The following is a 26,793-nucleotide window of genomic DNA, read 5'->3' as shown; positions in this document are numbered from 1 at the left end:
CCCCCGGCTTTTAAAATCCCAAAGATCCCCACGATCATGTCCACCGAGCGCTCGGTCATCAGACCCACCAGACGATCTTTCGTCACGCCTTGACTACGCAAGGTACGAGCTAATCGATTGGCGCGTGCATTCAGCTCGCGATAGGTCAACTGCTCTCCTTCGAAGAACAGTGCTGTCTGCTCCGGCGTCCGCGCGGTTTGCGCCTCGAACAAGCCATGGATCGTTTGCTCGCTTGGATATGCTGCCGCAGTATTACCCCAAGCCTCAACGATTTGCTCACGTTCCCGCGTGGTTACCATATCCAGCTCATGTACGCGAATGTCCGGCTTCGCTGTCACCTGCTCCAGCAACTGCACCAGATGACCTCGAATTTGCTCTACACTTTCCCGTTCAAAGGCCAGCGCATTATACCCAAAGCTCATATGAATGGTGTTCCCCGGCAGTACCACCAGGTTAAAGTCATAGTTGGTCTGCTCGACAGACTCGGCTCCGGTGATGCTGAAGCTGGACTCATCACCGTTGCCTAATTGCTCCAATTGTTCCTCTACCGGATAGTTCTCAAAAATAAGAATATGATTGATCAAATCCTGCTTAAGCTCCGACAGCCCCTGAATTTCATACAACGGGTACGTATCATAGGCATGGGAAGCAATCGATTGCTCTTGGGTTTGCTTCATCACGTCTGAGAATAAGCTGTCCACTTGACTGCGGATACGCACAGGAATGGTATTGATAAACAGACCAATGATGTGCTCCACATTCGGAATGTCTGCCGGACGTCCAGATACCACGCTGCCAAACACTACATCATCTGTGCCATTATACTTTTGCAGCAACAGGCCCCAAACGGTCTGCATCAACGTATTGATCGTTACCTGATAACGCTTGGCTACGCGCTGAATGCCAGCCGTTAGATCCGTGCCCAAGTCGAAATCCAAACGCTCTGCCTGATATTCCGTTTTGCCCTGAATTTTAGCCTGTGGCAGGCGGGACTGTTCCTCATATCCTTCCAGAACCTTGCTCCAGTAACTTGATGCGGCCTGACGATCCTGCTGTTCCAACCATTCGATATATTGACTGTACGGCGTTACAGGGGCCAGTTCAGGCTGCTTATGAGCCAGTATCGCAAAATAACTCGCAAACACTTCGCCTGTCACCAGCGACAAGCACCAGCCGTCCATCACGATATGATGGAAGCTCCATACAAAACGGTATGCATCCTCACCTGTGCGCAAAACGGCCACACGCATCAAAGCATCTTGCGCCAGATCAAAGCCTCTTTGCTTGTCTTTGCGCGTATATTCAAGGATGTATTCGTTTTGCTTCTCTTCCTCCACATCCCGTAGGTCCTCAACATATAATTCACTGCGCTTATTCCGATACACGACCTGAAGTGGTTCATCTTTCCAGCCACTGTAAAAGTTCGTGCGCAGTACCGTATGCCGCTGCACCAATACATCCAAACTTGCCGCAAACGCAGCGATATTGAAATGTCCTTGCAGATCAAAAGATGCCTGCTCAAAATATGCTCCCGATTGCGAATCCATCAGATTGTAAAAGAGCATGCCCTTTTGCATCGGCGTCAGCGCGTATACATTTTCCAGCTCACCGGTATGTGCCGCCTGTTCCGCAATTTGTTCCAGTTCTCCAGTCGTCAGACCTTTGAAGGACACATCACTCGGTGTCAGCTCCGGCTGTTCCTGAGCGACACAATGCGTAATCACCTCTTGCAAAGCGGATTGCAGCAGTCCTGCCACACGTTCCAGCGTTTCTTGGCGATACTGCTTACGGCTGTAAGCGATCGTCAAGCGCAGCGTGCCTTCCGAGATCATCGCGTTCAAATCCAGCGTATATTGCAGCGGTGAATGGGCATCCTCTGTCTCCCCTGCGCTATAGGATGACCATGTGATTCCACTGTTTTGCACATCCTGATCGACCTGCCCCAAATAGTTAAAGCTGATTTCCGGTTCTACTGCAATCGCATGCGCTTCACCTGATGCAGACGCAGGAGATAAGTAGCGCCATGTGCCATAGGTCAGCCCTTTATGCGGAATGCGGCGCAGACCTTCCTTCGTTTCTTTAATCCGCTGGGCCAGCGTCAGGTTGACATCTGTGTCCAGCAGCACCGGATACAAGCTCGTAAACCAGCCTACTGTACGTGTAATATCCACCTCTGGCAGGATTGCTTCCCGGCCATGTCCCTCCAGATTCACCAGCACCTGTCCGGCGCCTGTCCAGTTGTGCATCGCCAATCCTAACGCGGTCAACAGCAAATCATTGACCTCGGTGTTATAGGCACGATGGGCCTGCTTTAGCAGTTGCTCCGTTTCAGCCTCGGTCCACTCCACCGTCAACACTTCGCTGTCTGCATTCAAGGAGCCCTCGTAGGCGAAATCCTTAGGCAGCGCTGCCGCTTTCGCTTTGGCCTGTTCCAGCTGCTGCCAGTAGGCTTCATCCGATGCAGCCTCTGGACGGTTGGCGTAAGACGACAACTCCCGTGCCCATGTTTGGAAGGAATCTGTTTTATAGGGCAATCGTACAGGCTCGCCCTTGATCGCCTGCTCGTAACCTGTCGAGAAATCTTCAAACAGAATTCGCCACGATACCCCGTCCACCACCAAATGGTGAATGGCTATGAGCAAATGATCGCCCTCGGCTGTGCGGAACAATCCCAGCTTGACCAGAGGCCCTTCGGACAGGTGAATGCTGCTTTGAATTTCATTTGCCTTCGCTTCCAGCGCTTCCGCATAGGATGCTTGTTCACGGTAGTTTGCGGTTTCCAGCGTATACAACGCGCCTTCATCTACGCCGCGTGTCCAAGCCATATAACCAGAGGAATCCTGATGGAAAACCGTACGAAGCGCATCATGATGCTTCACGATGTGATCCATGACTTGGCAAACCGCCGTCTCATCAAAGCCCTCGGCACGATAGAGCATGACCGCCTGATTAAAGTGCTGCGGACGCTCGCGCTCCTGCGCAAAGAACCAATGCTGGATCGGAAGCAAAGCGGTTTTCCCGCTTACTTCTCCTTGATCTGCCATACGACTGACCTCATGCATATGCGGTGCCAGTGCTGCAACCGTTGGATACTGGAACAAATCCTTCATGTCCAGCTTATAACCGGCCTGGAACGCACGGGATGCGATTTGGATCGCCTTGATCGAATCGCCGCCCAGATCGAAGAAATTGTCCAAAATACCGACAGTCTGCAGTCCCAGTACCGACTGCCAGAAAGATACTAGGGCGCGTTCTGGCGCGGTACGCGGCTCTGCATAATCCGTTCCGAATTGCAGACTGCCTTCTGGTGCTGGCAGGGCCTTGCGGTCAATTTTGCCATTCGGACTCAGCGGCATCTGCTCCAGCTGTACAAAGTACGATGGTACCATGTAGCTTGGTAGCTCTCGGCCCAGCTCACTTCTCAGCTCGCTGGCTCCTATCTCTTGTCCAGCAACATAGTAGGCCACCATTTGTTTTTGTCCCGTCTCATCCGCACGCGCCAGCACCACCGCTTCGCGTACCGATTCCACTTGGAGCAGCTGCGATTCGACCTCGCCCAGCTCAATCCGGTACCCGCGGATTTTCACCTGATGGTCGATCCGGCCCAGATATTCAATGTTGCCGTCCGGCATCCATCTCGCCAAATCGCCTGTGCGGTACATCCGTTCATAGCCTGCTTCCCCGCCTGTAAACGGGTCGGCTACGAATTTGTCGGCCGTCAGCTCTGGACGATTCAGATAGCCGCGGGCTACACCTACACCGCCGATGCACAGCTCACCTGCAACCCCAATCGGCTGCAATTGCTCCGTACCTTCCTTCACGATGTACAGACGAATATTCTGAATCGGCTTCCCGATCGGAATAACTCCATATTCCTCATCCGGCTCGCAATCGAAGTACGATACGTCCACCGTCGCTTCGGTCGGGCCGTAGAGATTAACCAGCTTCGCTCCGGCCAAGCTCGACACCAGCCGCTGGAACCGGGCCACATGCTGTGGCGGCAACGCTTCGCCGCTGGCAAATACGTGGCGCAGCGTGCCCAGCTTCGTTTGCATCACTTCCCGTGGCTGCTGCTCCACGTACTCCAGGAACGCATGCAGCATCGCAGGTACAAAGTGCATCGTGCTCACGCCATCGCGGGCAATCGTGTCGACGATGTCTTCCGGGTTCTTTTCCCCGCCTACCGACAGCAAGCTCACCTTCGAGCCGACCAGCGACCACCAGAACAGCTCCCACACCGATACGTCGAACGTGAAGGCGGTCTTTTGCAGGATTGTGTCTTCTGCACTCAAGCCGTATCGATCATGCATCCACAAAATCCGGTTCAGCACAGAATGGTGCTCCACCATCACGCCCTTCGGTTTCCCGGTGGAGCCAGAGGTATAGATGACATAGGCTACATGGTGTGGCCCGGCCAGTGGCTCCAAATTCGAGCCGTCTTTGTGGTAAATGTCCTCGCGATCCAACACCAGCACCTGGCCGTTGAAACTCAGCGATGCTTGCTCTGCCAGATGCGACTGCGTCAGTATCAGCTTCGCACCCGAATCCTTCAGCATAAAGCGGATGCGGTCCGCTGGATAGTCCGGATCGATGGGTACATAAGCTCCGCCTGCCTTGAGGATCGCATAAATGCCTACGATCATGTCCAGCGAACGCTGAACCAAAATGCCCACGGGCTGATCAGGTTGGACGCCTTCTGCACGCAAAGTACGTCCGAGACGGTTGGCACGCTCATTCAGCTCAGCGTAGGTCAACGATTCCGCTCCGCACAATACTGCCACCTGATCCGGTGTTTTCGCTGCCTGCTGCTCGAACAGTGCACTTAGCGTTTGATCCTGCGGATAGGCTGCCGCTGTATCCCCCCAGACCTGAACGAGCTGTGCCTGTTCTTCCGGTGTTACCAATTCCAGCTCATTCACTCGGATATTCGGATTGTCCACAATTTGTCCGATGACATGGTCGATATGGCCCTGGATACGCTGCATGGCAGACCGGCTATACACGAGCGCATTGTATTCAAGCAGGATAGAGATATCCTCATCAGGCACGACAATCAGGTTAAAATCGTAGTTGGTTTGCTCGGCAAGTTCCACATTGGCAATCGAGAAGCCTGTTTGTGCCTTTGTCTCGCCGGAACCGCCCATCTGCTTCATCTGTTGCCCGATCGGGTAGTTTTCAAAGACCATAATGTGATGAATCAGGTCTTGTTTTTGTTCAGTCAGTGCCTGGATATCGTATAGCGGGAACGTATCATAGACACTGGAGGCCAAAGCCTGTTCCTGGGTGCGCTGCAATACTTCAGCAAATGTAGCATCCGGTGCACTGCCAATGCGTACTGGAATCGTGTTGATAAACAATCCGATCATGTTCTCCACGCCTGGAAGGTCTGCCGGACGACCGGATACCACACCACCAAACACAACATCCTGATTATTATTGTATTGCTGTAAAATAACGCCCCACACGCTTTGCAGCAATGTGTTAATCGTGACATGTTGTTGCTTGGCCATTTGGTTTAATGCCGCAGTCCGTTCTTTACCCAACCTAAAGGGCAGCTTTTCCGAAACATAGCCGGCATTTGAACTTTCATCGCTTCCGTCTGGTTCTTCATTGCGTGCGACGACAGAAGCTTGTGCGTTCTCACCAGGCAACAAGGTTTGCTGCTCAAAACCTGCCAAATAGTCACTCCAATAACGGGTCGCTTCCTGTGCATCCTGATGTTCCAACCATTCGATATAGTCACTATACGGCTTGACAGGTGCCAGCTCTGGCTGCTTGTGCTCCAGCAGGGCAACATATGCACCAAACACTTCGTCCGTCATCAGGGACAGGCACCATCCGTCCATCACAATATGATGGAAGCTCCATACAAAACGGTATGAGCTTTCACCCGTGCGGAAGACGGATACGCGCATAAGCGCATCCTTGCTTAGATCAAAGCCTCGAGCTTTATCCTGAGCCACAAATTCAGCTACAGCGTGTTCACGCCCTCTGACATCCTCATAACGGAAGCTCGGATTTTTATGACGATAGACAATCTGCAACGGTTGACCATACCAGCCGCTGTAGAAATTCGTCCGTAATATAGCATGCCGGCTAACCAGCAGCTTCAAACTTTCCTCGAATAGGGATGGTTCAAAGTGGCCCTCTAGATCAAAGGTTGCCTGCTCAAAATACACGCCTGTTTCTGCATTCATCAAACTATGGAACAGCATCCCCTTTTGCATAGGGGTCAACGGGTACACATTTTCCAATTCCCCAACCGTCTTGGTCTGCTCCTTAATCGTATCTAATTGCTCCATTGTCAGACCTTTAAACAGCACATCACTTGGAGTCAATTCGGTCCGCTCCCGTGTGACACAATGCTCGATCATTTCAAGCAGATTGGATTTCAGCAGATTGGCTAGCATGTGGACGGTGTCCTTACGGAAGGCTTTGCCGTTATACCGAATGTCCAGTTCCAGGATGCCGTTCGTTACGATCCCGCTCACATCGAGCGCATATTTCATCTTCGTCCGGTCACTAACGACCGATCCAATTGAGTAAGGAGACCTACGCATACCGCTGTTTGGCAAGTCCTGATCCAGCTGTCCGAGATAGTTAAAGCTTACTTGTGGCTCGGCAAAAGCTTGCTGTTGACCAGGATTCAGTGTATTTGCTTGCTGACTGGCGACTTGGCTGGATTCACTCAAATATCTCCAGATTCCGTAGCCCATTCCTTTATTCGGAATATGGCGCAGACTCTCTTTGACCTGTTTGATACGTTCTGACCAAGCGGGATCACAACCAACGTCCAGCAATACCGGATATGGACTCGTAAACCAGCCTACCGTACGAGAAATGTCCGTATCCGGCAAAGTGTTCTCACGCCCGTGTCCCTCTAAATTAATCAGACTGCGTTCATGACCCGTCCACGTGTACAGCATCATGCCCAGTGCCGTCAGAAGCAGATCGTTCACTTCCGTGTTATATGCGCGGTGTGCTTGCTTCAATAATTTTGATGTCTCTTCCTCCGTAAGCTGGACGACCACTGTATCCGTGTCAGCCAAGGTAAAGGGCTCAGCCTGCGCTTGATCCTCAGGTAAACGTACTTGGTCAGCCCAAGCGGCTGCGTTCCATTGCTCCCAATAGGCGTGTTCACTGTCCATGGCTGTGCTATTCGCATAGGTGGAGAGTCGCCCAGACCAGGAACGGAAGGAATCCGTTTTGTCCGGCAGCTGAAGCACTTCCTGATGAACAGCCTGTTCATAGGCAGTAGCCAAATCCTCAAACAAGATACGCCAGGATACCCCGTCCACGACCAAATGGTGAATCGCCATCAGGAGATGGTCCCCATCTGCACAGTGGAACAAACCCGCCTTTAACAGCGGTCCTTCTTGCAGTTGGATGCTGCTTTGAATTTCATTGGCTTTCGCCTCAATTACCGCGCTGAGCATGGCTTTATCCGTCAAATCCCTAAAGTCCAGCACGTCCAGATGATACAGCTCGCCTTCCTGTATTCCGCGGTTCCATGCTTTATAGCCTTGCTCGGTCTTGCTGAACACCATCCGCAGAGCATCATGGTGCTCTGCTAGTTTGCCAAGCGCCTGACGCAGAGCAGCTTCGTCAAAGCCCTGCTCCCGGTGCAGCATAACCGCCTGATTAAAGTGATGCGCATCCACTTGGGCCTGCGCAAAGAACCCATGCTGGATCGGAAGCAACGCCGTTTCTCCGCTCACTTCTCCCTGATCTGCCATACGACTGACCTCGTGCATATGCGGTGCCAGCGTTGCGACGATGGGATAGCGGAACAAATCCTTCATGTCCAGCTTGTAGCCTGCCTGGAACGCACGGGACACGATTTGAATCGCCTTGATCGAATCGCCGCCCAGGTCAAAGAAATTGTCTAAAATACCGACGGTTGGCACGCCCAGGACGGACTGCCAGATCGCTACGAGTGTTCGTTCTGTTACAGTACGTGGCGCTGCATAATCCGCTCCGCTGTGCAAACCGCCTTCTGGTGCTGGCAGGGACTTGCGGTCGATTTTACCGTTCGGTGTCAGCGGCATCTGCTCCAACCAGATGAAATACGACGGCACCATATAGCTTGGCAGCTCTTGTCCCAGCTCCTGTCTCAGTTCACCCGCTCCAAGCTCTTGACTCGCCACGTAGTACGCCACGAGCTGTGTTTGGCCCGTTTCGTCCGTACGTGCCATGATGACCGCTTCTTGTACCGATTCCACCTGCAGCAGCTGCGATTCGATCTCGCCCAGTTCGATCCGGTAACCTCTGATTTTCACCTGATGGTCCATCCGACCCAAATATTCAATGTTGCCGTCCGGCATCCATCTTGCCAAATCGCCTGTACGATACATCCGCTCATGGTCTGACTTGTCATCAGCAAACGGATTATTCACAAATTTCTCGGCCGTCAGTTCTTCACGTTTCCAATACCCACGGGCCAATCCTTCCCCTGCAATACATAACTCACCCGGTACGCCGACGGGCTGCAATTCTCCATTCGCATTCATGATATAGATTTGGGTATTCGCAATAGGACGTCCAATATTAATGTGCTCCGCATGGGTCAGTTCCTGCACGGTCGACCACACCGTCGTTTCTGTAGGTCCGTACATGTTATAAATGCGAGGACCTTTTATTTCTTGCAGTGCTGCGAGCAGCTTGGACGGAAGGGCTTCGCCCCCGACCATAATGGCCTTCACGCTTTGCAGTGTGCGGGAACCTGCTTCATGACCCAGCAGCATTTGTAACCGGGATGGGGTCATTTGCAACATCTCAATATGATGATGTGCAATCAATTCACCCAGCGCCTGCGGATTCACCTGATGCTGGCTGTCGCCAAGCACCACCGTCATTCCACCCAACAAGGGCAAGATGGTTTCCAAGACGAAAATATCAAATGAAATAGTCGTCAGTGACAAAATGGTTTGGCTCGCTTCAAAGTCAATGACTTCACGCATCCCGGTAATAAAGTTGAGGACCGAGCGATGCTGGAGCATAACTCCTTTCGGATTTCCAGTCGAACCAGACGTATAGATGACATAAGCCAAATGCTCTGGGCGGGCAATCGCCTCCAGATTGCTGCTCTCTCCCTGATACAAGGCTGCATCCTCAAGAAATATTGCATTGGCGTTGCAATGATGCTCTTCCAACAGATCACGACTGGTCAGAAGCACTGTGGCCTCGCTATCTTCCAGCATGTAGGCAATACGAGAGGACGGAAATTCGGGATCAATCGGCACATAAGCACCACCTGCTTTTAGAACAGCCAGGAGACCTACGATCATTTCCACTGAACGCTGTACCATCAGACCGACCAGTTTGTCAGGTCCTACTCCTTGTGCTTGAAGCATTCGGGCCAATGAATTTGCCCGTTCATTCAGTTCCCGATAAGTCAGACTCTGATGTCCAAATACCAATGCCACCTGATCTGGCGTATATTCTACCTGCTCCTCGAACAGCTGATGGATCGTCTGATGAGACGGAAAAGCACAAGCGGTATCATTAAATGCCGCTGTAATCTGCTGCTTTTCCGCCGCTGTGAGTAGTTCCAGTTCTTCAACACGAACATGCGGATTGAGCGAAATTTGCTCCAGCAGGCGTGCAAAATGCCCATACAGACGCTCAATACCTGCTTGATCAAAGCTGAGCGTGTTATACATAAAACGAATCTTGATGCCTTCACCCGGCATAACGACGACGTTCAGATCATAGTTGGTTTCCTCTGTAGACACCACGTTCGAAATCGTAAATTTATCCTGTCCATCACTGCCCAACTGCTCTACCTGCTGCTCCACCGGATAATTTTCAAATATCATAATATGATTGATTAAATCCTGTTTCTGCTCGGTCAGTGCTTGAATTTCATACAGCGGGAACGCATCGTAGGCATTGGAAGCCAGCGCCTGCCGCTGTGTTCGTTTCATCAGCTCGACAAAGGTTTCACCTTGTTCAGACTGCACGCGCACTGGAATCGTGTTAATGAATAGCCCGATCATGTGCTCCACACCTGGAATATCCCCTGGGCGACCGGACACAACGCTGCCGAACACAACATCCGAACTATTATTATATTTTTGCAACAAGACGCCCCATACCGTCTGAATCAGCGTATTGATCGTCACCTGATTTTGCTTCGCCACTTGTTCGATCTGAGCAACCAGCTCCGGCTGGAATTCGCAATCCAGATCTTCAGCAACATATTCCCCGGTGTGCATCGATTTAGGCTGTGTTTTTTGCTGAGGAAGCGTAATTTGCTGCTCGTAGTCCGCCAGATACCCACGCCAGTATTGCAAGGCTGCCTCACGGTCCTGACGCTCCAACCATTCAATAAATCGACTAAACGGCGTGACAGGCTCCAGCGTTGGCTCATGACCCGCACGCAGTGCCAGATAGCTACCGAATACCTCCTGTGTCATAAAGGACAAGCACCAGCCATCCATCAAAATGTGATGGAAGCTCCAAACAAAGTGGTACGTATCATCCCCGGTTTGCAAAATGGAGACACGAATGAGTGCATCCTCTGCAAGATTGAATCCTTTCGCTTTATCCTCGATGACAAAAGCTTCAACACAAGCTTCTCGTTCCTCCTTTTCTAGTCCGCGCAAGTCTTCATAATATAATTGCCCGCTACGATTACGGAAGACGACCTGCACAGGTTCATCCTTCCATGAACTGATAAAGTTCGTCCGTAACGCCTCATGACGCTGTACGAGCAAATCAAAGCTTTTGCTGAAAGCAACCACATCAAAACGTCCATTCCATTCAAAGGTTGCCTGCTCAAAATAAGCTGCCGAACTCTCATCCATTAGACTGAAGAAGAGCATGCCCTTTTGCATCGGCGTCAAAGCATACACATTTTCTAGTTCACCCATATCTTGTGTATCTTTCACCAATTGCTCCAGCTCGTCCAGCGTTACATGTTTTAACAAGACATCACTTGGGGTCAACACCGTTCTTTCCTGCGCAATGCAATGGCTAATCACCTCACGCAAGCCGGATGCCAGTAGTTCTCCCAGCCGTGCAATCGTTTCGTGCCGGAACTGCGTTGTGCCGTAGCGAATAGTGAACATCAGCTCGCCATCCTCGATTAATCCATTGATATCTAGTGCAAAATCCATAGCCGCGTTCGTGCTAACAGGCACACCAATGGAATAGGAGGAAGGCTGTAGATCGTTACCTTTATAATCCTGATCGAATTGGCCCAGATAGTTAAAACTGATCTCAGGCTGAGTCTTTAACTGCACGCCTGCTTTCTCCAGAACATTCATATCTGACAGGTATCGTAAAATACCATAACCGATGCCTTTTTGCGGAATATGACGCAGCCCTTCCTTGACCCGTTTAATCAGCCGAGCGGTATTTCCACCTTGTCCCAGACTTCCATCCAGTACAACCGGAAATTGGCTCGTAAACCAACCGACTGTGCGCGTAATATCCACGTCGGGTACAACGGCTTCCCGTCCGTGGCCTTCCAAGTTAACCAGCACCCGTTCGGAACCAGACCATTCATACACGGCTTTGCCGAGTGCGGCCAGCAGCAGGTCATTCATTTCCGTGTTGTACGCGCGATGAGCTTGTTTGAGCAGCTGCTCGGTTTCCTGCTTCGTCCAGCTGACTGTCACTACCTCGCTGTCTCCAAGCAGAGCATTGTCATTGGCAAAATCCTTCGGCAAAGGCTTCACAAAGCTTGCTTCTGCTTGTTCGATATGCTGCCAGTAGGCTAGCTCCCGCTCCATCGTCGCACGATTCGCGTAGGCTGACAGCTGCTTGGCCCATACCTGGAAAGAATCTGTTTTATGCGGCAGTCGAATAGCTGTGCCTGTTTTACCTGCAACAGCCTGCTCATAACCGGATGCCAAATCCTCCAGCAAAATACGCCACGATACACCGTCCACAACCAAATGATGAATGACGATTAGCAAATGATCGCCCTCAGCGCAGTGGAACAGACCAAGCTTCACAAGCGGACCCTCGCTCAAATGAATGCTCGCTTGAATTTCGCTCGCCTTGGCTTCTATAGCGACAGATTCGTCCTCTATTCCTCTAAAATCTACAATGTCCAGCGTGTATGGCTCGCCTTCCTCTACACTGCGGTTCCAAGCGACATAATCCTGCTCCGTTTCACGGAATACAGTGCGCAATGCGTCATGATGCTGGACAATACGGTCCATCGTACGGCGCAGCGCGTCGATGTCAAAGCGCCCAGCTCGATACAGCATCATCGCCTGGTTGCTGTGGTGCAGATCAACCGGCCGCTGCTCGAAGAACCACCGCTGAATGGGTGTCAATTCCACCTGGCCTACGACTTCTTCCTGACTGGCCATCTTGCCATCAGTACGAAGTAAAGGACTGAGTAACTCTACCGTCGGATTGCTGAAGAGGTCTTTCATGTCCAGTCGATAACCTGCTTGCAGCAATCGGGAGGATACTTGCAGCGCTTTGATCGAATCGCCGCCCAGTTCAAAGAAGTTATCCTGCGTGCCTACCGTTTCGACACCCAGCACCCCGGCCCACACTGAAGCTAAAACCTGTTCTACCGCAGTACGTGGAGCCACATAGGCTGCACCGGTATGGATGCTTCCTTCCGGTTCCGGTAAGGCCTTGCGGTCGATTTTTCCATTGTGGGTCAGTGGTAAGGTCTCCAGACGCATCAAGCGTGCAGGTACCATATGTGCTGGCAGTCCTGCTTCCAGCTCGGCCTGTACCTCCTCGATCTGCAGCTCGGTTTCTCCCGTGATGTACCCGCACAAGTACTTGTGTCCACGCTCATCCGTCCGGTCGATGACTACCGCTTGACGCACACCCGGCACCCGCTGGATCGCCGTTTCAATCTCGCCCAGCTCGATCCGGTAACCCCGGATTTTCACTTGATAATCCATCCGGCCGATAAAGTCCACATTGCCGTCCGGCATCCACCGCGCCAAGTCACCTGTGCGGTACAATCGTTCACCCGGTACGAACGGATTGACCACGAATTTCTCGGCGGTCAGGTCCGCACGATTCAAGTAGCCTCGTGCCACCCCGGCACCGCCAATGCACAGCTCGCCCAGCACGCCGATCGGCACCGGATTCAACTGGCTGTCCAAGATGTAAAACCGTGCGTTCAGCCACGCCTGACCAATCGGTACATTGCCGCTACTCGGCAGCTTCGACAGTTCTTCGTCGTAGAAGCTGGAGTCGATCGCCGCTTCCGTGACGCCGTAGCTGTTCATAATGCGAACATCCGCGCCAAACCGTTCTTGCAGCACCCGATAATCCGTCACGCTGCAGCTATCCGAGCTGGTGATCAGCAGTTCCAGACTGCTCATGTCCAGTCCCTGTTCATGTACATGCTGCATGAACGGTACGATCAGGGCCGGGGTCGATTCGAACACCGTAATCTGATAGTCGTGAATCCAGCCATATAGACGGCTTGGGTCAATCCGATCGTCTTTCGGACAGATGACCATCGTGCCACCGTTATAGAGCGCCCGCGCAATATCGCCGACGAACACGTCGAAGGAGAAACTTGCCAGTTGCAGCAATCGTACCGGGAACTGGTTCAAACGGTAATCCCGGCGGTAGGCCGCGGCTGTGTTTACCAAACTGTGATGCTCGATCATGACCCCTTTCGGGCGTCCCGTTGTACCGGACGTATAGATCACATACGCCAGATCCTGCGGCTCATTGATAGGTTCCACATCCGTGGCATCCCCGATGTACAGCGACTCATCGTCCAGCGCCAGTACGGTGTGCAGACGCAAGTTCGCTGCGGATTCGGATGCTGCTTCGCTATCAGATGACGAATCTGATTTCAAGCTTAATCCCTCATTAAGGCTGTCTCTTTCTATCGTTTCAATGCTAACCGCCGTTTCCAGCTCACCCTCAGCCTTTCCTTCGGCCAAAGCCCATCGGCTTTCCTCCAGCCATGCCTGCGCGCGCTCCTGCAAGCCGGTTTGCGTCAGTAGCACTGTCGCACCGCTGTCCTCCAGCATAAAGCGGATACGTTCGGACGGATAATCCGCATCCAGTGGCACGTAAGCACCGCCAGCCTTCCACACCGCCAATACGCCGACCAGCATGTCCACCGAGCGCTCGCTCAAAATACCAACAATGGATTCGCGCCCAATGCCTTCATTCCGCAATCTACGAGCAAGTTGGTTCCCACGCTCGTTCAGCTCGCGATACGTAAGCTGCCGCTCCTCGTATACAACTGCCACGTGATCCGGCACAAGCTGCGCTTGTTCTTCCACATAGGCGTGGAACAACCCTTCTGATTGCTTTTCATCACTCCATGCAGATACGCCCACTGATCCAAAACCGTCGATGATTTTCGCTTTTTCCGAAGCAGTCACCAACTCAAGCTCATCTACCAGCGCATCTGGTCTGTTAATCGCTTCTTCAATCATATGCAGCAAATGCCCGCGGATTTGCTCTATAGCTGTACGTTCCAATACTCGCGCGTTGTACTCTAAATGGACATGAATTTCATCACCCGGCACAACCGTAATGTTGAAATCATAGTTCGTTTGCTCCGATACGGAAGCATTTGTAATTGTAAAACCATTCTCACCACGGCTACCCATTTGCTCCATACGCTGTTCCACTGGGTAGTTTTCAAACACCATAATATGGTTCACCAGGTCCTGTTTTTGCTCTGTCAGGGCCTGAATTTCATACAACGGATAGGTTTCATAAGCACGGGAAGCCAGTGCCTGCTCCTGTATCTGCTTCATTAACGCAGCAAACGTAATATCTTTCTCACTGTGAATCCGTACAGGAACCGTATTAATGAACAAACCAATCATTTTGTCTATGCCCGGAATATCCGCTGATCTGCCGGATACGACACTGCCAAATACAACATCCCGACTGTTGTTATACCGTTGCAGCACAACGCCCCATGCTGCTTGCAGAAGGGTGTTGACCGTCACTTGCTTTTGCTTAACCAGCTTGTTCATCCGTTCCGTCACTTCGCGGCCCAGTGTAAACGAAAGTTTGTCCGCTTCATATTCTTTAGCGTGACCGTCCAGCTGTTTTGCCTGCGGCAATACCGTCTGCTGCTCGAAACCAGCAAAGTAATCACTCCAGAACCGTTCAGCCTCCGCGTTGTCCTGTCGCTCCAGCCATTCAATATATTCGCTGTATGGCGTTATCGGGACAAGCTCCGGCTTGCGGTCTTCGAGGATGGCAAAGTACGTATTAAATGCTTCCCCCACAACCAGGAACAAGCACCAGCCGTCCATCAAAATATGGTGGAAGCTCCATACAAAACGGTACGACTCCTCGCCTGTACGCAAAACAGACACCCGCATCAGCTCGCCTGAGCTGAAATTAAAACCTTCGACTTTGTCACGCTCAGCAAAATCAGCAATGTATGCGTCCTGCTCTCCTTGTCCGATTGAACGCACATCTTCAAAACGGAACCCGGCATGTTTGTGGCGGTACACCACCTGTAAAGGCTGCTCATTCCAGCCGCTATAAAAATTCGTTCTGAATATTTGATGGCGATCCACCAGTTGATTTAAGCTTTCGGCAAAAGCCTCCACTTGAAAGCTGCCTTGCAGATCAAATGTCGCCTGCTCAAAGTACGCCCCGGATTTCGGCTCCATTAAGCCGTGGAACAGGATGCCTTTTTGCATGGGTGTGAGCGAATAAATATTTTCCAGTTCTCCCGCAGCAGCCGTCTGCTCTACAATATGATCCAGCTCTCCAGCCGTCAGTCCTTGGAAGGACAAATCGCTTGGCGTCAGCTCTGGCAACTCTTTTTCCACACAGTGAGCCAATACCTCACGCAAGCTCTCCTGAAGCAGATCAGCCAGCTTTTTGATTGACTTTTTCATGAACATTTTGTTGCTGTAGCTGATCGTCAGTTCCAGTGCACCGTCCGTGATCATGCCGTTGATATCCAGAGCATACCGCTTGGTTAACGTGTCACTAATGGAAGCTCCGATGGAATAAGGAGACATGCGAAAGCCATTTTTCTTTAAATCCTGATCGAATTGTCCAAGATAGTTAAAGCTGATTTCCGGCTCGGCGACAAAAGCGGCTTCCCCTTCCCCGTCAGCAAGATATCTCAAAATCCCGTATCCAATTCCTTTATGCGGCAAACGGCGCAGTCCTTCCTTGACGCTCTTGACACGCCGTCCTACATTCTGTTCCTCGCCCATATCGAGTACAACCGGGAATTGGCTGGTAAACCAACCGACCGTACGCGTAATATCCACATCCGGCAAAATGGCTTCCCGTCCGTGACCCTCCAGATTTACAAGCACCTGACGGATACTTGCCCACTCCTGAATTGCGGTGCCCAGTGCTGTCAGCAACAGGTCGTTCGCTTCCGTATTGTAGGCCCGGTGTGCCTGCTTCAAAAATTGCTCTGTTTCTTCGACCGTCCATACCACGGTCAGTGTGCGGTCATCTCGTAGCTGAGGCTTGACCTCGGATTTGCAAGTGTAATCCTTGGGCAAAGCTGCTTGTGTAGCTGCCGCTTGCTCCAGCTGTTGCCAGTACGCACGCTCCTTCTCCAAAGCCGAACTGTTCGCATATGTTGACAGCTGATCAGCCCACAGACGGAAGGAATCCGTCTTATTGGGCAAACGGACAGACTCGCCACGTAAAGATTGCTCATAGCCGGTTGCCAAATCTTCCAGCAAAATACGCCAAGACACGCCGTCGACCACCAAATGGTGGATCGCTACCAACAAATGGTCTCCATCGGTGCAACGGAACAGACCCAGTTTCACCAGCGGTCCTTCGGACAGATTCATGTTATTTTGAATTTCAGTTGCTTTCGTCTCAATCGTCGCGCTCAGCATGGATTTATCTGTCAAAGCTCTAAAGTCCAGCACGTCCAGATGATACAGCTCGCCTTCCTGTATTCCGCGGTTCCACGCTTGATAGCCTTGCTCGGTCTTCCTGAACACCATCCGCAGTGCATCGTGGTGCTCCGTCAGCTTGATAAGCGCCTGACGCAAAGCAGCTTCGTCAAAGCCCTGCTCCCGGTGCAGCATAACCGCCTGATTAAAATGATGCGCATCCACTTGCTCTTGTTCAAAGAACCCGTGCTGGATCGGAAGCAACGCTGTTTCCCCACTCACTTCTCCCTGATCTGCCATATGACTTGCCTCGTGCATGTGCGGTGCCAATGCTGCAACGGTTGGATACCGAAGCAGATCCTTCATGTCCAGCTTGTAGCCTGCCTGGAACGCACGAGATACGATTTGAATCGCCTTGATCGAATCGCCGCCCAGGTCAAAGAAATTGTCCAACATTCCGACGGTTGGCACGCCCAGGACTGACTGCCAGACGGCTGCGAGTGCCCGTTCCGTTGCAGTGCGTGGCTCTACATAATCCGCTCCGCTTTGCAGGCTGCCTTCCGGTGCTGGCAAGGAATTACGATCAATTTTACCGTTCGGTGTCAGCGGCATCTGCTCCAATTGAATGAAATACGACGGCACCATATAGCTTGGTAGCTCCCGCCCCAGCTCACCTCTCAGTTCGCTGGCTCCGAGTTCTTGACTCGCCACATAGTACGCCACGAGTTGTTTTTGACCCGTTTCGTCCGTATGGGCCACGACGACCGCTTCTCGTACCGATTCCACCTGCAATAGCTGCGATTCAATCTCGCCCAGTTCGATCCGGTAGCCCCGGATTTTCACCTGGTGGTCCATCCGTCCCAAATATTCAATGTTGCCGTCCAGCGTCCATCTCGCCAAATCGCCTGTACGGTACATACGTTCATACCCGACTTTGCCTCCGGCAAACGGATTATCCACAAATTTCTCGGCCGTCAGTTCTTCGCGATTCCAATATCCACGGGCCAGTCCTTCCCCTGCAATACATAACTCGCCCGGCACACCGACTGGCTGCAATTCCCCACTCGCATACATGATATAGATTTGGGTATTCGCGATGGGACGTCCGATATTAATGTCTTGAGCATGAGTCAGTTCCTGTACGGTCGACCAAACCGTCGTTTCTGTAGGTCCGTACATGTTATAAATGCGGGGACCGTTTATTTCTTGCAGTGCTGCGAGCAGCTTGGACGGAAGGGCTTCACCCCCGACCATAATTTCCTTTACGTCTCGCAGCGCGCGGAAACCTGATTCATGATCCATCAGCATCTGCAGCCGCGATGGTGTCATTTGCAACATATCAATATGATGGTGAGCAATCAACTCACCAAGCGCCTGAGGGTTCACCTGATGCTGGCGGTCGCCAAGCACAACAGTCATTCCGCTCAACAGGGGCAGGATGGTTTCCAATACGAAAATATCGAATGAAATGGTCGTCAGTGACAAAATCGTTTTGTTCGCTTCAAAGTCGATGATTTCACGCATCCCGGTAATAAAGTTGAGTACCGAGCGATGCTGGAGCATAACTCCTTTCGGATTTCCAGTCGAACCAGAGGTATAGATGACGTAAGCCAGATGCTCTGGGCGGGCAATCGCCTCCAGGTTACCGCTTTCTCCCTGATACAATGCTGCATCCTCAAGAAACATGGTATTGGCGATGTAATGATGTTCTTCTGCCAGATCACGACTGGTCAGAAGCACTTCGGCCTTGCTGTCTTCCAGCATGTATTCAATACGAGAGGACGGAAATTCGGGATCGATCGGCACATATGCACCACCTGCTTTTAAAACGGCCAGCAGACCTACGATCATTTCCAATGAGCGCTGCACCATCAGACCAACCAGTTTGTCAGGTCCTACTCCTTGTGCTTGAAGCATTCGGGCCAATGAATTCGCCCGCTCATTCAGCTCCCGATAGGTCAGACACTGATTTCCAAACATAACCGCTGTCTGATCCGGTGTACGTTCTGCCTGTTCCTCGAATAGCTCATGAATCCCCACATTGTGTGGATAGGGCACTGCTGTCGCATTAAATACATCCATAATTTGTGCCCGCTCTTCGTCACTCATCAGTGACAACTCCTGAATCCGCTTCTGTGGCCCTTTCACCATATGCTCTACCACACTCAGGAATTGGCGAATAATTCGGGCGATCTCCTGCTCGCTGAACAACTCGGTCCGATAATCCAGTTGCAATACAAGTTTATCGTCATCCAGCATGTCTATCATGGCAATATCGAAGTCACTCACCGTATCTCCGCAGAAATCGGTATGCACCTGCTGAACGGCTTCATCAAAACGGGAGAAGCTCAGTGTACGGTATTGAATGGTAACGCCAAACAGGCGGCGAATATCCGTGCCGCTTTGCTGTTCACGCAAATCCTGCATGATTTTGTTGTACGGATAACGCTGATGCCGCAAAATGGACGCCTGCTCCTTGCCAACACCTTGCAGGAAGGTGAGTAGCTCGGATTCCGGCTCAACCCGCAGACGTGTAGCCACAGTGCTGACGAACATGCCCATTGTATTTTTTTCCTTCTTCAACGTACGGTTAGCATACAATGTACCCACGGTTAAATCCTGTTCCCCTGTCATTTTATGCAAATAAATATACAGAGCAGCCAGGAAAAATGTAAAAATACTGATGTTATTCGCCTCGCAAAAAGCCGTGACACCACGATATAATTCGTGCTCCAGTGTATAGTTCTCCCGGCGTGCAGCCGTACTCACCGTAAGTGGATTGTATGATTTTAAACCTGTAACCTCCGGCAAATCGGCAAATTTCTCCGTCCAGTACGTCTTGTCCTTTTGATAGCGCTCCGATTGCTCATAGCTTTGCTCCACCTGAATAAAATCGAGATATGAATTCGCTGGAGCCGACGCATCTGAACCTGTACCATGCACAATATTCATATAATGCCCCGTAATTTCATTAATGGCCTGCTCCATGGTTACGCCGTCCGAAATAATATGGTGCATTTTGAAACTAAACCAGGTGTCTTCTGCCCCCAACCGCAAAATAACAAACCGATACAGCTGCGAATCCAACAAGGGGAACGGCTGTGCGTTATGATGGCTGACCCAAAGCTCAGCTTCCTCCTGGGTAACCTGAAGCGTTTTTATGCTTTGAGCAGCAAACGGCTCCACATATTGATAGGGGATGCCGTCCCGAGCCGTGATTTTGATACGAAAAGAATCGTTTTGTGCAATCACCCGGTTCATTGCCTGCTGCAATGCATCTATTCGAACTGTTCCCTTGATTTTAACAGTGGTAATAATCGTGGACGTGTTGCGATTGGGATACACAAGCTCCGTGTACCAAATACGTTGCTGTGGTTGGCTTAATGCAAACAATTGAACATTGTGCTGAGTCATACGTATCTCTCCTCGCGAAATAGATGTGGGTAAAAAGTAACTCCTCATAAATGACCGTCCTTGTCAAGGAACTGGTCATGCGTACCTTTTCACCGGCATTAAATTGCTAATGGCAGTCGGCAAAAGCGACCACTCCTGATATACCATTGAGATATGGGTGTCTTCGAAGAGCTGAATTTGAATCGAAACAAGCACATCTCTCTTTTTCATCACTCACACTTTCGCAGTGCAAGCTTTTTTAGTTGGGCGAACATAGTGAAATAACTCTGACTCTGGATGTATGAATATGTGCATGGAGTGAGAACATTTTTGAATTATGCTGAGAGTACATCTTGGTGGTGGGTTGTAGAATGGTTGCCGCAGTGTTAACAACGTAGTGTATCATGATGTGTGCTGTTTGAATCTTGGCTGGAGGGTATCGATGCTGTGAGATACATGATCTGCTGCAGCGTGGTTAGGAGCCTAATACTAGGATGAAAGGACAAAAAAATACTCACGACTGTGCTTATAACTTCCTGATTTTGTACATGGATGAAAAATGATGGTCATCGGACGAGCCAACGGGCTTCCCAGGCTGTTAAGGATATATTTCGCATACCTTAAAAATAATAGAGCTGTCTTTTGGAATACGGAAAATGATGTGAGACGGATTTACCAGATATGATGCTATGGACAGGGAATCTTGCAGTTTTGCCTATACAACTGCCATGCTGTTTCAATTACAATCAGTGCTCCCATACAGTGTCTAAAAAAGAAAACAGCTTATGTACTTATGAAGCCATTTCGGGAAGCCGTGAGGGCATGTTGTTCTGTTTGATACCCATGGAGCTTCTGTTGAACAACTGTCATGTTCTGTAAGCCATTTAGGCAAAGCCCTCATGTCGGGCAAAACAAAATAACTGGATCTTCTCAGTCAGATGGATCACGTTTTTAAAACCAAGACATGACCGAGTCGACATATAAATTTCTCATATCCTCTTACTGTCCAAAATCTCACAATAAATCCTTATATCCCTTTTTTCCTCCCAATACTTTCTAGCTATTTTAAATATACAAACTTTAAAACCGATTAGCATGGGACATAAGTTCCAAATTGATGAATTTCATGAAATCAATAAATAACCCATATTATTCTATTATTTTTATATCTTAAAATGCAAGAATTTTACTTTTTTATTAAATTGAATACTGACCATGACCCGTTAACGTGATTCAAAACAAAATTTTTGATTTTATAAATTGATAAAATCAAAATGATGTAGGCTTGCAAGAAAGTCCAAAACCCTTGTGCCAAAACAAATTTTACGTTACATACCATTAACACAAATATAACAAATCAATCCTGACATTATCCGACAAATTTCAACTTTTTCAGCAATATTCTTTAATTACCTATATCATGGAATTTATTTGCATTAAGCTGGAATGATTCAAAATTAATAACTCTTCACTTTTTAAATAGATAGTGACTTTTAATAGATCTTTTGAACTAATTTACATGCGGAATTTTCTTTAATTTTTCTCCTGAAATTTTAGTTCAGCTTAAATTTCCTCTAATTTAAGCTATAAATTTTATTTTTTAATTAATAGAAACGTTTTTATTCCCCTTTAAAAATATAAATTTTTAGAAAACTCATAACTTTGGAACTATTTTTTTCCGCAAAATTTAATGAACGGAAAATACAAAATAGCAAGTCTCCATGTTGCAAGAGACTTGCTATTTTAAAGTTTTGGCGACTTGACCCTTAAGAATGAAGTGAATACTCCCACAGCAAACGTACCGGAAACATTTGTTGTGGAATGTATACTGTGTACGAATCGAATCGTTTTTGTTGCCGAGCGCATCACAACCGAGTGAGCTTCTGCCCTGTGACCAGACAGGAAACGAATCCTTTGAAACCACTCATCAGAAATCCAGACAAACCCTCGTACATCACGTCTTTTAAATGAAAAGGGCTTGCCGCAGCTGTTCACATTAACCGATTCAAAATGGTGTGCGTCAGGCAGGGAAATGATTCGAAATGCTTCACCCGTTGGGAAGCTCCAGTTTTTTACGCAAAACAATCTCATTACTGTCTTCCTCGCTAAACATTCCATACAAACGAGCACTGACAGCCCATCCTGACAATCCAAACTGTTCCGAACTGGAGATCTCCATTAATGCGCCATCCAAAGCAATAATTAAATCGCCGCTTTTTACCGCCAATGGTTGTTCGCCTAATTTACCAGCTTGCACTGCCTCCGTAATGAGAAACAGCGAAACATCTCTAACCTAGCATGTTCCCCTTTTAGTTGATCCAGCTGTTAAGTCTCTTAGTATCAAGCCAATGGAATATGTATTTTGTGGTATGGATTATTCTTCCCAGTATATTGACATAATTAACAAAAATGCTGACATCTATGTAACTCGATGTCAGCAGACAGAAATCAGCACTGTCAATTTGCTGTAAAGATATACTTCGAAGTCAACTACCTTCAGCAGAATAAGAATAGTGAATAGTTCTTCACCCATCCACCACATCTGCTTGCAAATCTGTTGCAATTTCAATCATCTTAGGCACGACAGCCTCATCGGAAATAGCCACATACACATCACCCATGTAATGACGAAAAGGTATTTCTACATCAGCATACTTCCACATGAAAAAGTCTCCCTTGATCGACATGGTGCTCTCAGCACCTTGTATGATTAGTACTCGTGAATACGAAAAGTCTGGCTGGGATGCAAAGTAATCTTTGCACTCCTCCAGGGTAATGGATTGCTCCACAGGACTTTCCTGCATGGAACGGGTGATTCGAAAACGCTGGTTCATTGATCTGCCTCCACAATTATGATTAAAAAATTCTGGCTTTCATACCTTATAATGTCCACATGCTGCTGTCAATTTCGTTGGAATTATATGGATATTTAATATGCTTTCAAGCATTTACTTTTAAGATGCATGTTCAAACTGACTATTGTATAGATCGGCATAGAAGCCGCCTTTAGCCAACAATTCCTCATGGTTACCCATTTCGATAATGTCACCGTCCTTCATGACCAGAATCAGATCCGCATTCTTGATCGTCGAAAGTCGGTGAGCAATCACAAAGGAGGTTTTCCCCACAGTCAGCTGGTCCATCGCTTGTTGAATCAGCAATTCCGTACGCGTATCGACCGAGCTTGTGGCCTCATCCAGAATGAGCATGGGTGAATCTTCAATCATGGCTCTTGCAATGGTAATCAATTGCTTTTGACCGGCAGAGAGATTGGCTTTGTCATCCAGCACTGTATCATAGCCCTGCGGCAGTGTTTTAATGAAGCTGTGCAGACCCACCGCTCTACATGCAGCTTCCACCTGCTCATCGGTAACATGATCTTTGGAAAAGACGATATTGTCACGAATCGTTCCTTCGAACAGCCAGGTATCCTGAAGCACCATACAGAATAATTCATGAATATTCTCGCGCGTTAATTGGCTAATCGGGGTGCCGTCAATGTAGATTTCTCCATCGTTCAGCTCATAAAACCGCATGAGCAAATTCACGAGCGTGGTCTTACCAGCGCCTGTCGGACCGACAATGGCAATTTTCTGACCAGCTTCAGCTTTCATGGAGAAGTCCTTGATGATCATACGATCTGCATTATAGCCGAAACGGACATGTTTGAATTCGACATCCCCTTTGGCAGTGTCCAGCTTTATGGTCTTGTGACGCTCATCTGCCAATTCTTCTTCACCCAGAAATTCGAATACACGTTCACTGGCGGCAGCCGCCGACTGCAGATTGGTTGCGGCCTGTGCCAGCTGCGACAAGGGCTGTGTAAACAGACGAATATACACCATGAAGGCGACAATAGTTCCAATAGTTATAGTCTGTTGGTTGACCAGCAAAGCTCCCACGACACAGACCGCGACATAACCAAAATTTCCAATGAACATCATGACTGGCATCATCAGACCAGACATGAATTGGGACTTCCATGCATTTGTATATAAGCGGCTGTTAATGCCATGAAACACTTCCTTGGCTGCTTGTTCCCCGTTATATACCTTGACTACGTTATGACCAGCATAAGTTTCTTCGATATGACCGTTGATCTGGCCAAGCTCCGCTTGCTGTGCAACAAAGTATTTCTGTGAATGCTTCATAATCACGCTCATCAGGCAAAAGCCGATCAGCGTAGCTATAATTCCGGTAACGGTCATGATCCAGTTCGTATACAGCATCATAATCAAGGCGCCCACGAAGGTAGCCAGCGCACTGACAAGCGTGCCGAGACTGTTGTTTAACGTTTGTCCAATGGTATCGACATCGTTGGTTACACAGCTAAGGACATTACCGTAACTCGTAGAGTCAAAATACTTCAAAGGCATATGATCGATTTTTCGAGACAGTTCTGTCCGCATCTTCTTTGTAAGACGCTGCGAGACGGTTGCTGTAATGAAGCCCTGGAAATAGTTAAAGATAAGACCAAATCCATATAAAAGCGCCAATACAAGAACAATCTTCTGAACAGCACTTACATCAATCCCGGTCACGATTCCTTCCTGAATCAGGTTGGCAATATCGCTGAGCTTATCGGGGCCAATCACGTTGAGGGTGGAGCCGACCAGGGCCAGTACCATAGCTAGTATAATCATAGGCACATAAGCCTTGCTGTAGGATACAAGCTGGCTGATGGTCTTTTTAAAATTATTCGCTTTTTCACCAGTACCCTTGCCCCCCGCGGGTCCTTTACCCATGGGACCTCGCTGATTCATTTTCATTTGCTGGCTGTCGACGGTGTGTTCATTCTTATCCATGTATGAGTTCCTCCTTCGAAAGCTGCGAATATGCGATTTCCTGATAGGTGCTGCAGTTCGTCATCAGCTCTTCATGCGTGCCGCTCCCTACAATCTCTCCCTGGTCCAGCACGATAATCCGATCAGCGTCTTTGATAGTACCTATGCGCTGACCAACGATAAGTGTCGTAGCGTGGCCGGTTTCTTTTTTGAGAGCGGAGCGCAGAATCCGGTCTGTTCTGTAGTCTAATGCCGAGAAGGAATCATCGAAAATATAAATTTCCGGCTGACGGTAGATGGCACGCGCAATGGACAGCCGCTGCTTTTGGCCACCGGACACGTTCGCTCCACCTTGCGAAATTCTACCCTGATATTGACCATCCATCTTTTCGACAAACTCCGTTCCTTGAGCAATACCAACGGCTTCTTTAACGAGTTTCTCCGAAGCTCCTGCTCTTCCGTTATCGCCATACGAAACGTTGGATACAACCGTACCGTTGAACAATACAGCTCTCTGGGGGACATACCCGATTTTGTTATGGAGTGCCTGCTGATTATAGTTCCTGACATTCACACCATCCACGAGTACCTCTCCCTCGGTCACATCATAGAAACGGGGAATCAGATTGATCACGCTGGTTTTTCCGCTGCCTGTAGCGCCAATAAAGGCAACCGTCTCGCCTCGTTTCGCCGTAAAGCTAATGTTGCGAAGCACGGCCTCCTCCGCGTCCGGATATTTGAAGCTGACATTACGGAATTCCACTTGCCCCATAACGCTCTCTTCTCCAGTCGTCTCATGCCCGTTAACGATGCTGGATTCGGTATTCAAAACCTCCATGATCCGTTTGGCAGAGATCGAGGCGCGAGGCATCAGAATGAATATCATACTTACCATCATAAAGGCCATAACCACCTGCATTGCATAAGAGGAGAATACGACCATATTGGAGAACAACGTGATGCGGTCTGGTACGGCCGCCCCGTTAATCAGGTAAGCGCCGATACAATAAATAGAGACACTCAGACCTGACATAATAAAGGTCATACCGGGGCCAATCATCGTCATTAATCGGTTCGCGAACAGGTTTGTATTCGTCAACTCAACGTTAGCCTGCTCGAACTTCTCCTGCTGATACTGATCTGCATTATAAGCGCGTACTACCCGAAGTCCGATCAGATGCTCACGTGTTACCCTGTTCAGATTATCGGTGAGACGCTGGATTCTCTGAAAACTTGGAAGAGCGAAAACAACAATGACACTTAGCATTAAAATCAGAACAGCCACGGCCGCTCCTGTGGAGGCGGTCCACTGCCAGTTTTTATCCGCAATCTTCACAATAGCCCATACGGCCAGAATAGGTGCCTTGATGATCACCTGCAACCCCAGCGCAACCACCGTTTGAATCTGCGTAACATCGTTCGTGGAGCGGGTAATGAGGCTTGCCGTCGAAAAGCTGTTCATCTCTTCCATAGAAAAGGATAAGGTCTTGTCAAAGACCATCGCACGCAGACGCATAGCCAGCCCAGCAGCCACCTTTGCCGCGAAATAGCCCACAATAATAGATGCAATCATACTGCCGACGGCACAAAACAACATGTAACTGCCGGGAATCAGCAGTTCGGACACAGGCGTTCCTTCCGTTTGCAGCTTGGTCGTAATTTCCGCCATATAATCAGGCAGCTTCAGATCAAGCCATACCTGCACAACGATGAAAGCTAGGCTGCAAAGTACGAGCATCCATTCATTTTTCTTGAGATATTTGAATATCTTTAGCATTCTGTTGCTCTCCTTTTATCTGATAGTCTTTGATGTTTGG

Annotated in this window: 5 protein-coding genes; all 5 read right to left on the bottom strand. The window is 49.4% G+C overall.

Features of this window, described 5'->3' with window-relative positions; translation table 11 throughout:
- A partial coding sequence (locus G9G54_RS23690; RefSeq protein ID WP_165179828.1) for a non-ribosomal peptide synthase/polyketide synthase occupies positions 1–20,213 on the bottom strand: 20,213 nt, incomplete at its 3' end.
- A gap of 2,026 nt (positions 20,214–22,239) precedes the next feature.
- Positions 22,240–22,419 (bottom strand): hypothetical protein, encoded by a 180-nt coding sequence (locus G9G54_RS23685; RefSeq protein WP_238808372.1) that lies wholly within the window; start codon positions 22,417–22,419, stop codon positions 22,240–22,242.
- Between the two features lie 298 nt (positions 22,420–22,717).
- Positions 22,718–23,026 carry a hypothetical protein gene (locus tag G9G54_RS23680; RefSeq protein ID WP_165179826.1) on the bottom strand — a complete coding sequence of 103 codons (309 nt, stop codon included), beginning with the start codon at positions 23,024–23,026 and terminating at the stop codon, positions 22,718–22,720.
- Positions 23,027–23,146: 120 nt separating this feature from the next.
- The gene (locus G9G54_RS23675; protein ID WP_165179825.1) at positions 23,147–24,997 is read right to left on the bottom strand and encodes an ABC transporter ATP-binding protein; all 1,851 of its coding nucleotides are present in this window, start codon (positions 24,995–24,997) and stop codon (positions 23,147–23,149) included.
- A complete protein-coding gene (locus tag G9G54_RS23670; RefSeq protein WP_165179824.1) occupies positions 24,990–26,753 on the bottom strand; it encodes an ABC transporter ATP-binding protein in 1,764 nt (587 codons plus the stop codon). The genes G9G54_RS23675 and G9G54_RS23670 overlap by 8 nt, the downstream gene beginning before the upstream one ends.
- Positions 26,754–26,793: the final 40 nt, after the last annotated feature.

This window comes from Paenibacillus sp. EKM212P (assembly GCF_011066115.1).
GTDB classification, from domain to species: domain Bacteria; phylum Bacillota; class Bacilli; order Paenibacillales; family Paenibacillaceae; genus Paenibacillus; species Paenibacillus polymyxa_B.
Note: the sequence above shows the minus strand (reverse complement) of the source record. Positions and strands in the feature narration are given on the sequence as shown.

What these genes read in the sequence shown, in the direction of transcription:
- G9G54_RS23675 (WP_165179825.1), bottom strand. Translation starts at nt 24,997, where the DNA reads ATGGATAAGAATGAACACACCGTCGACAGCCAGCAAATGAAAATGAAT.
- G9G54_RS23680 (WP_165179826.1), bottom strand. Translation starts at nt 23,026, where the DNA reads ATGAACCAGCGTTTTCGAATCACCCGTTCCATGCAGGAAAGTCCTGTG.
- G9G54_RS23670 (WP_165179824.1), bottom strand. Translation starts at nt 26,753, where the DNA reads ATGCTAAAGATATTCAAATATCTCAAGAAAAATGAATGGATGCTCGTA.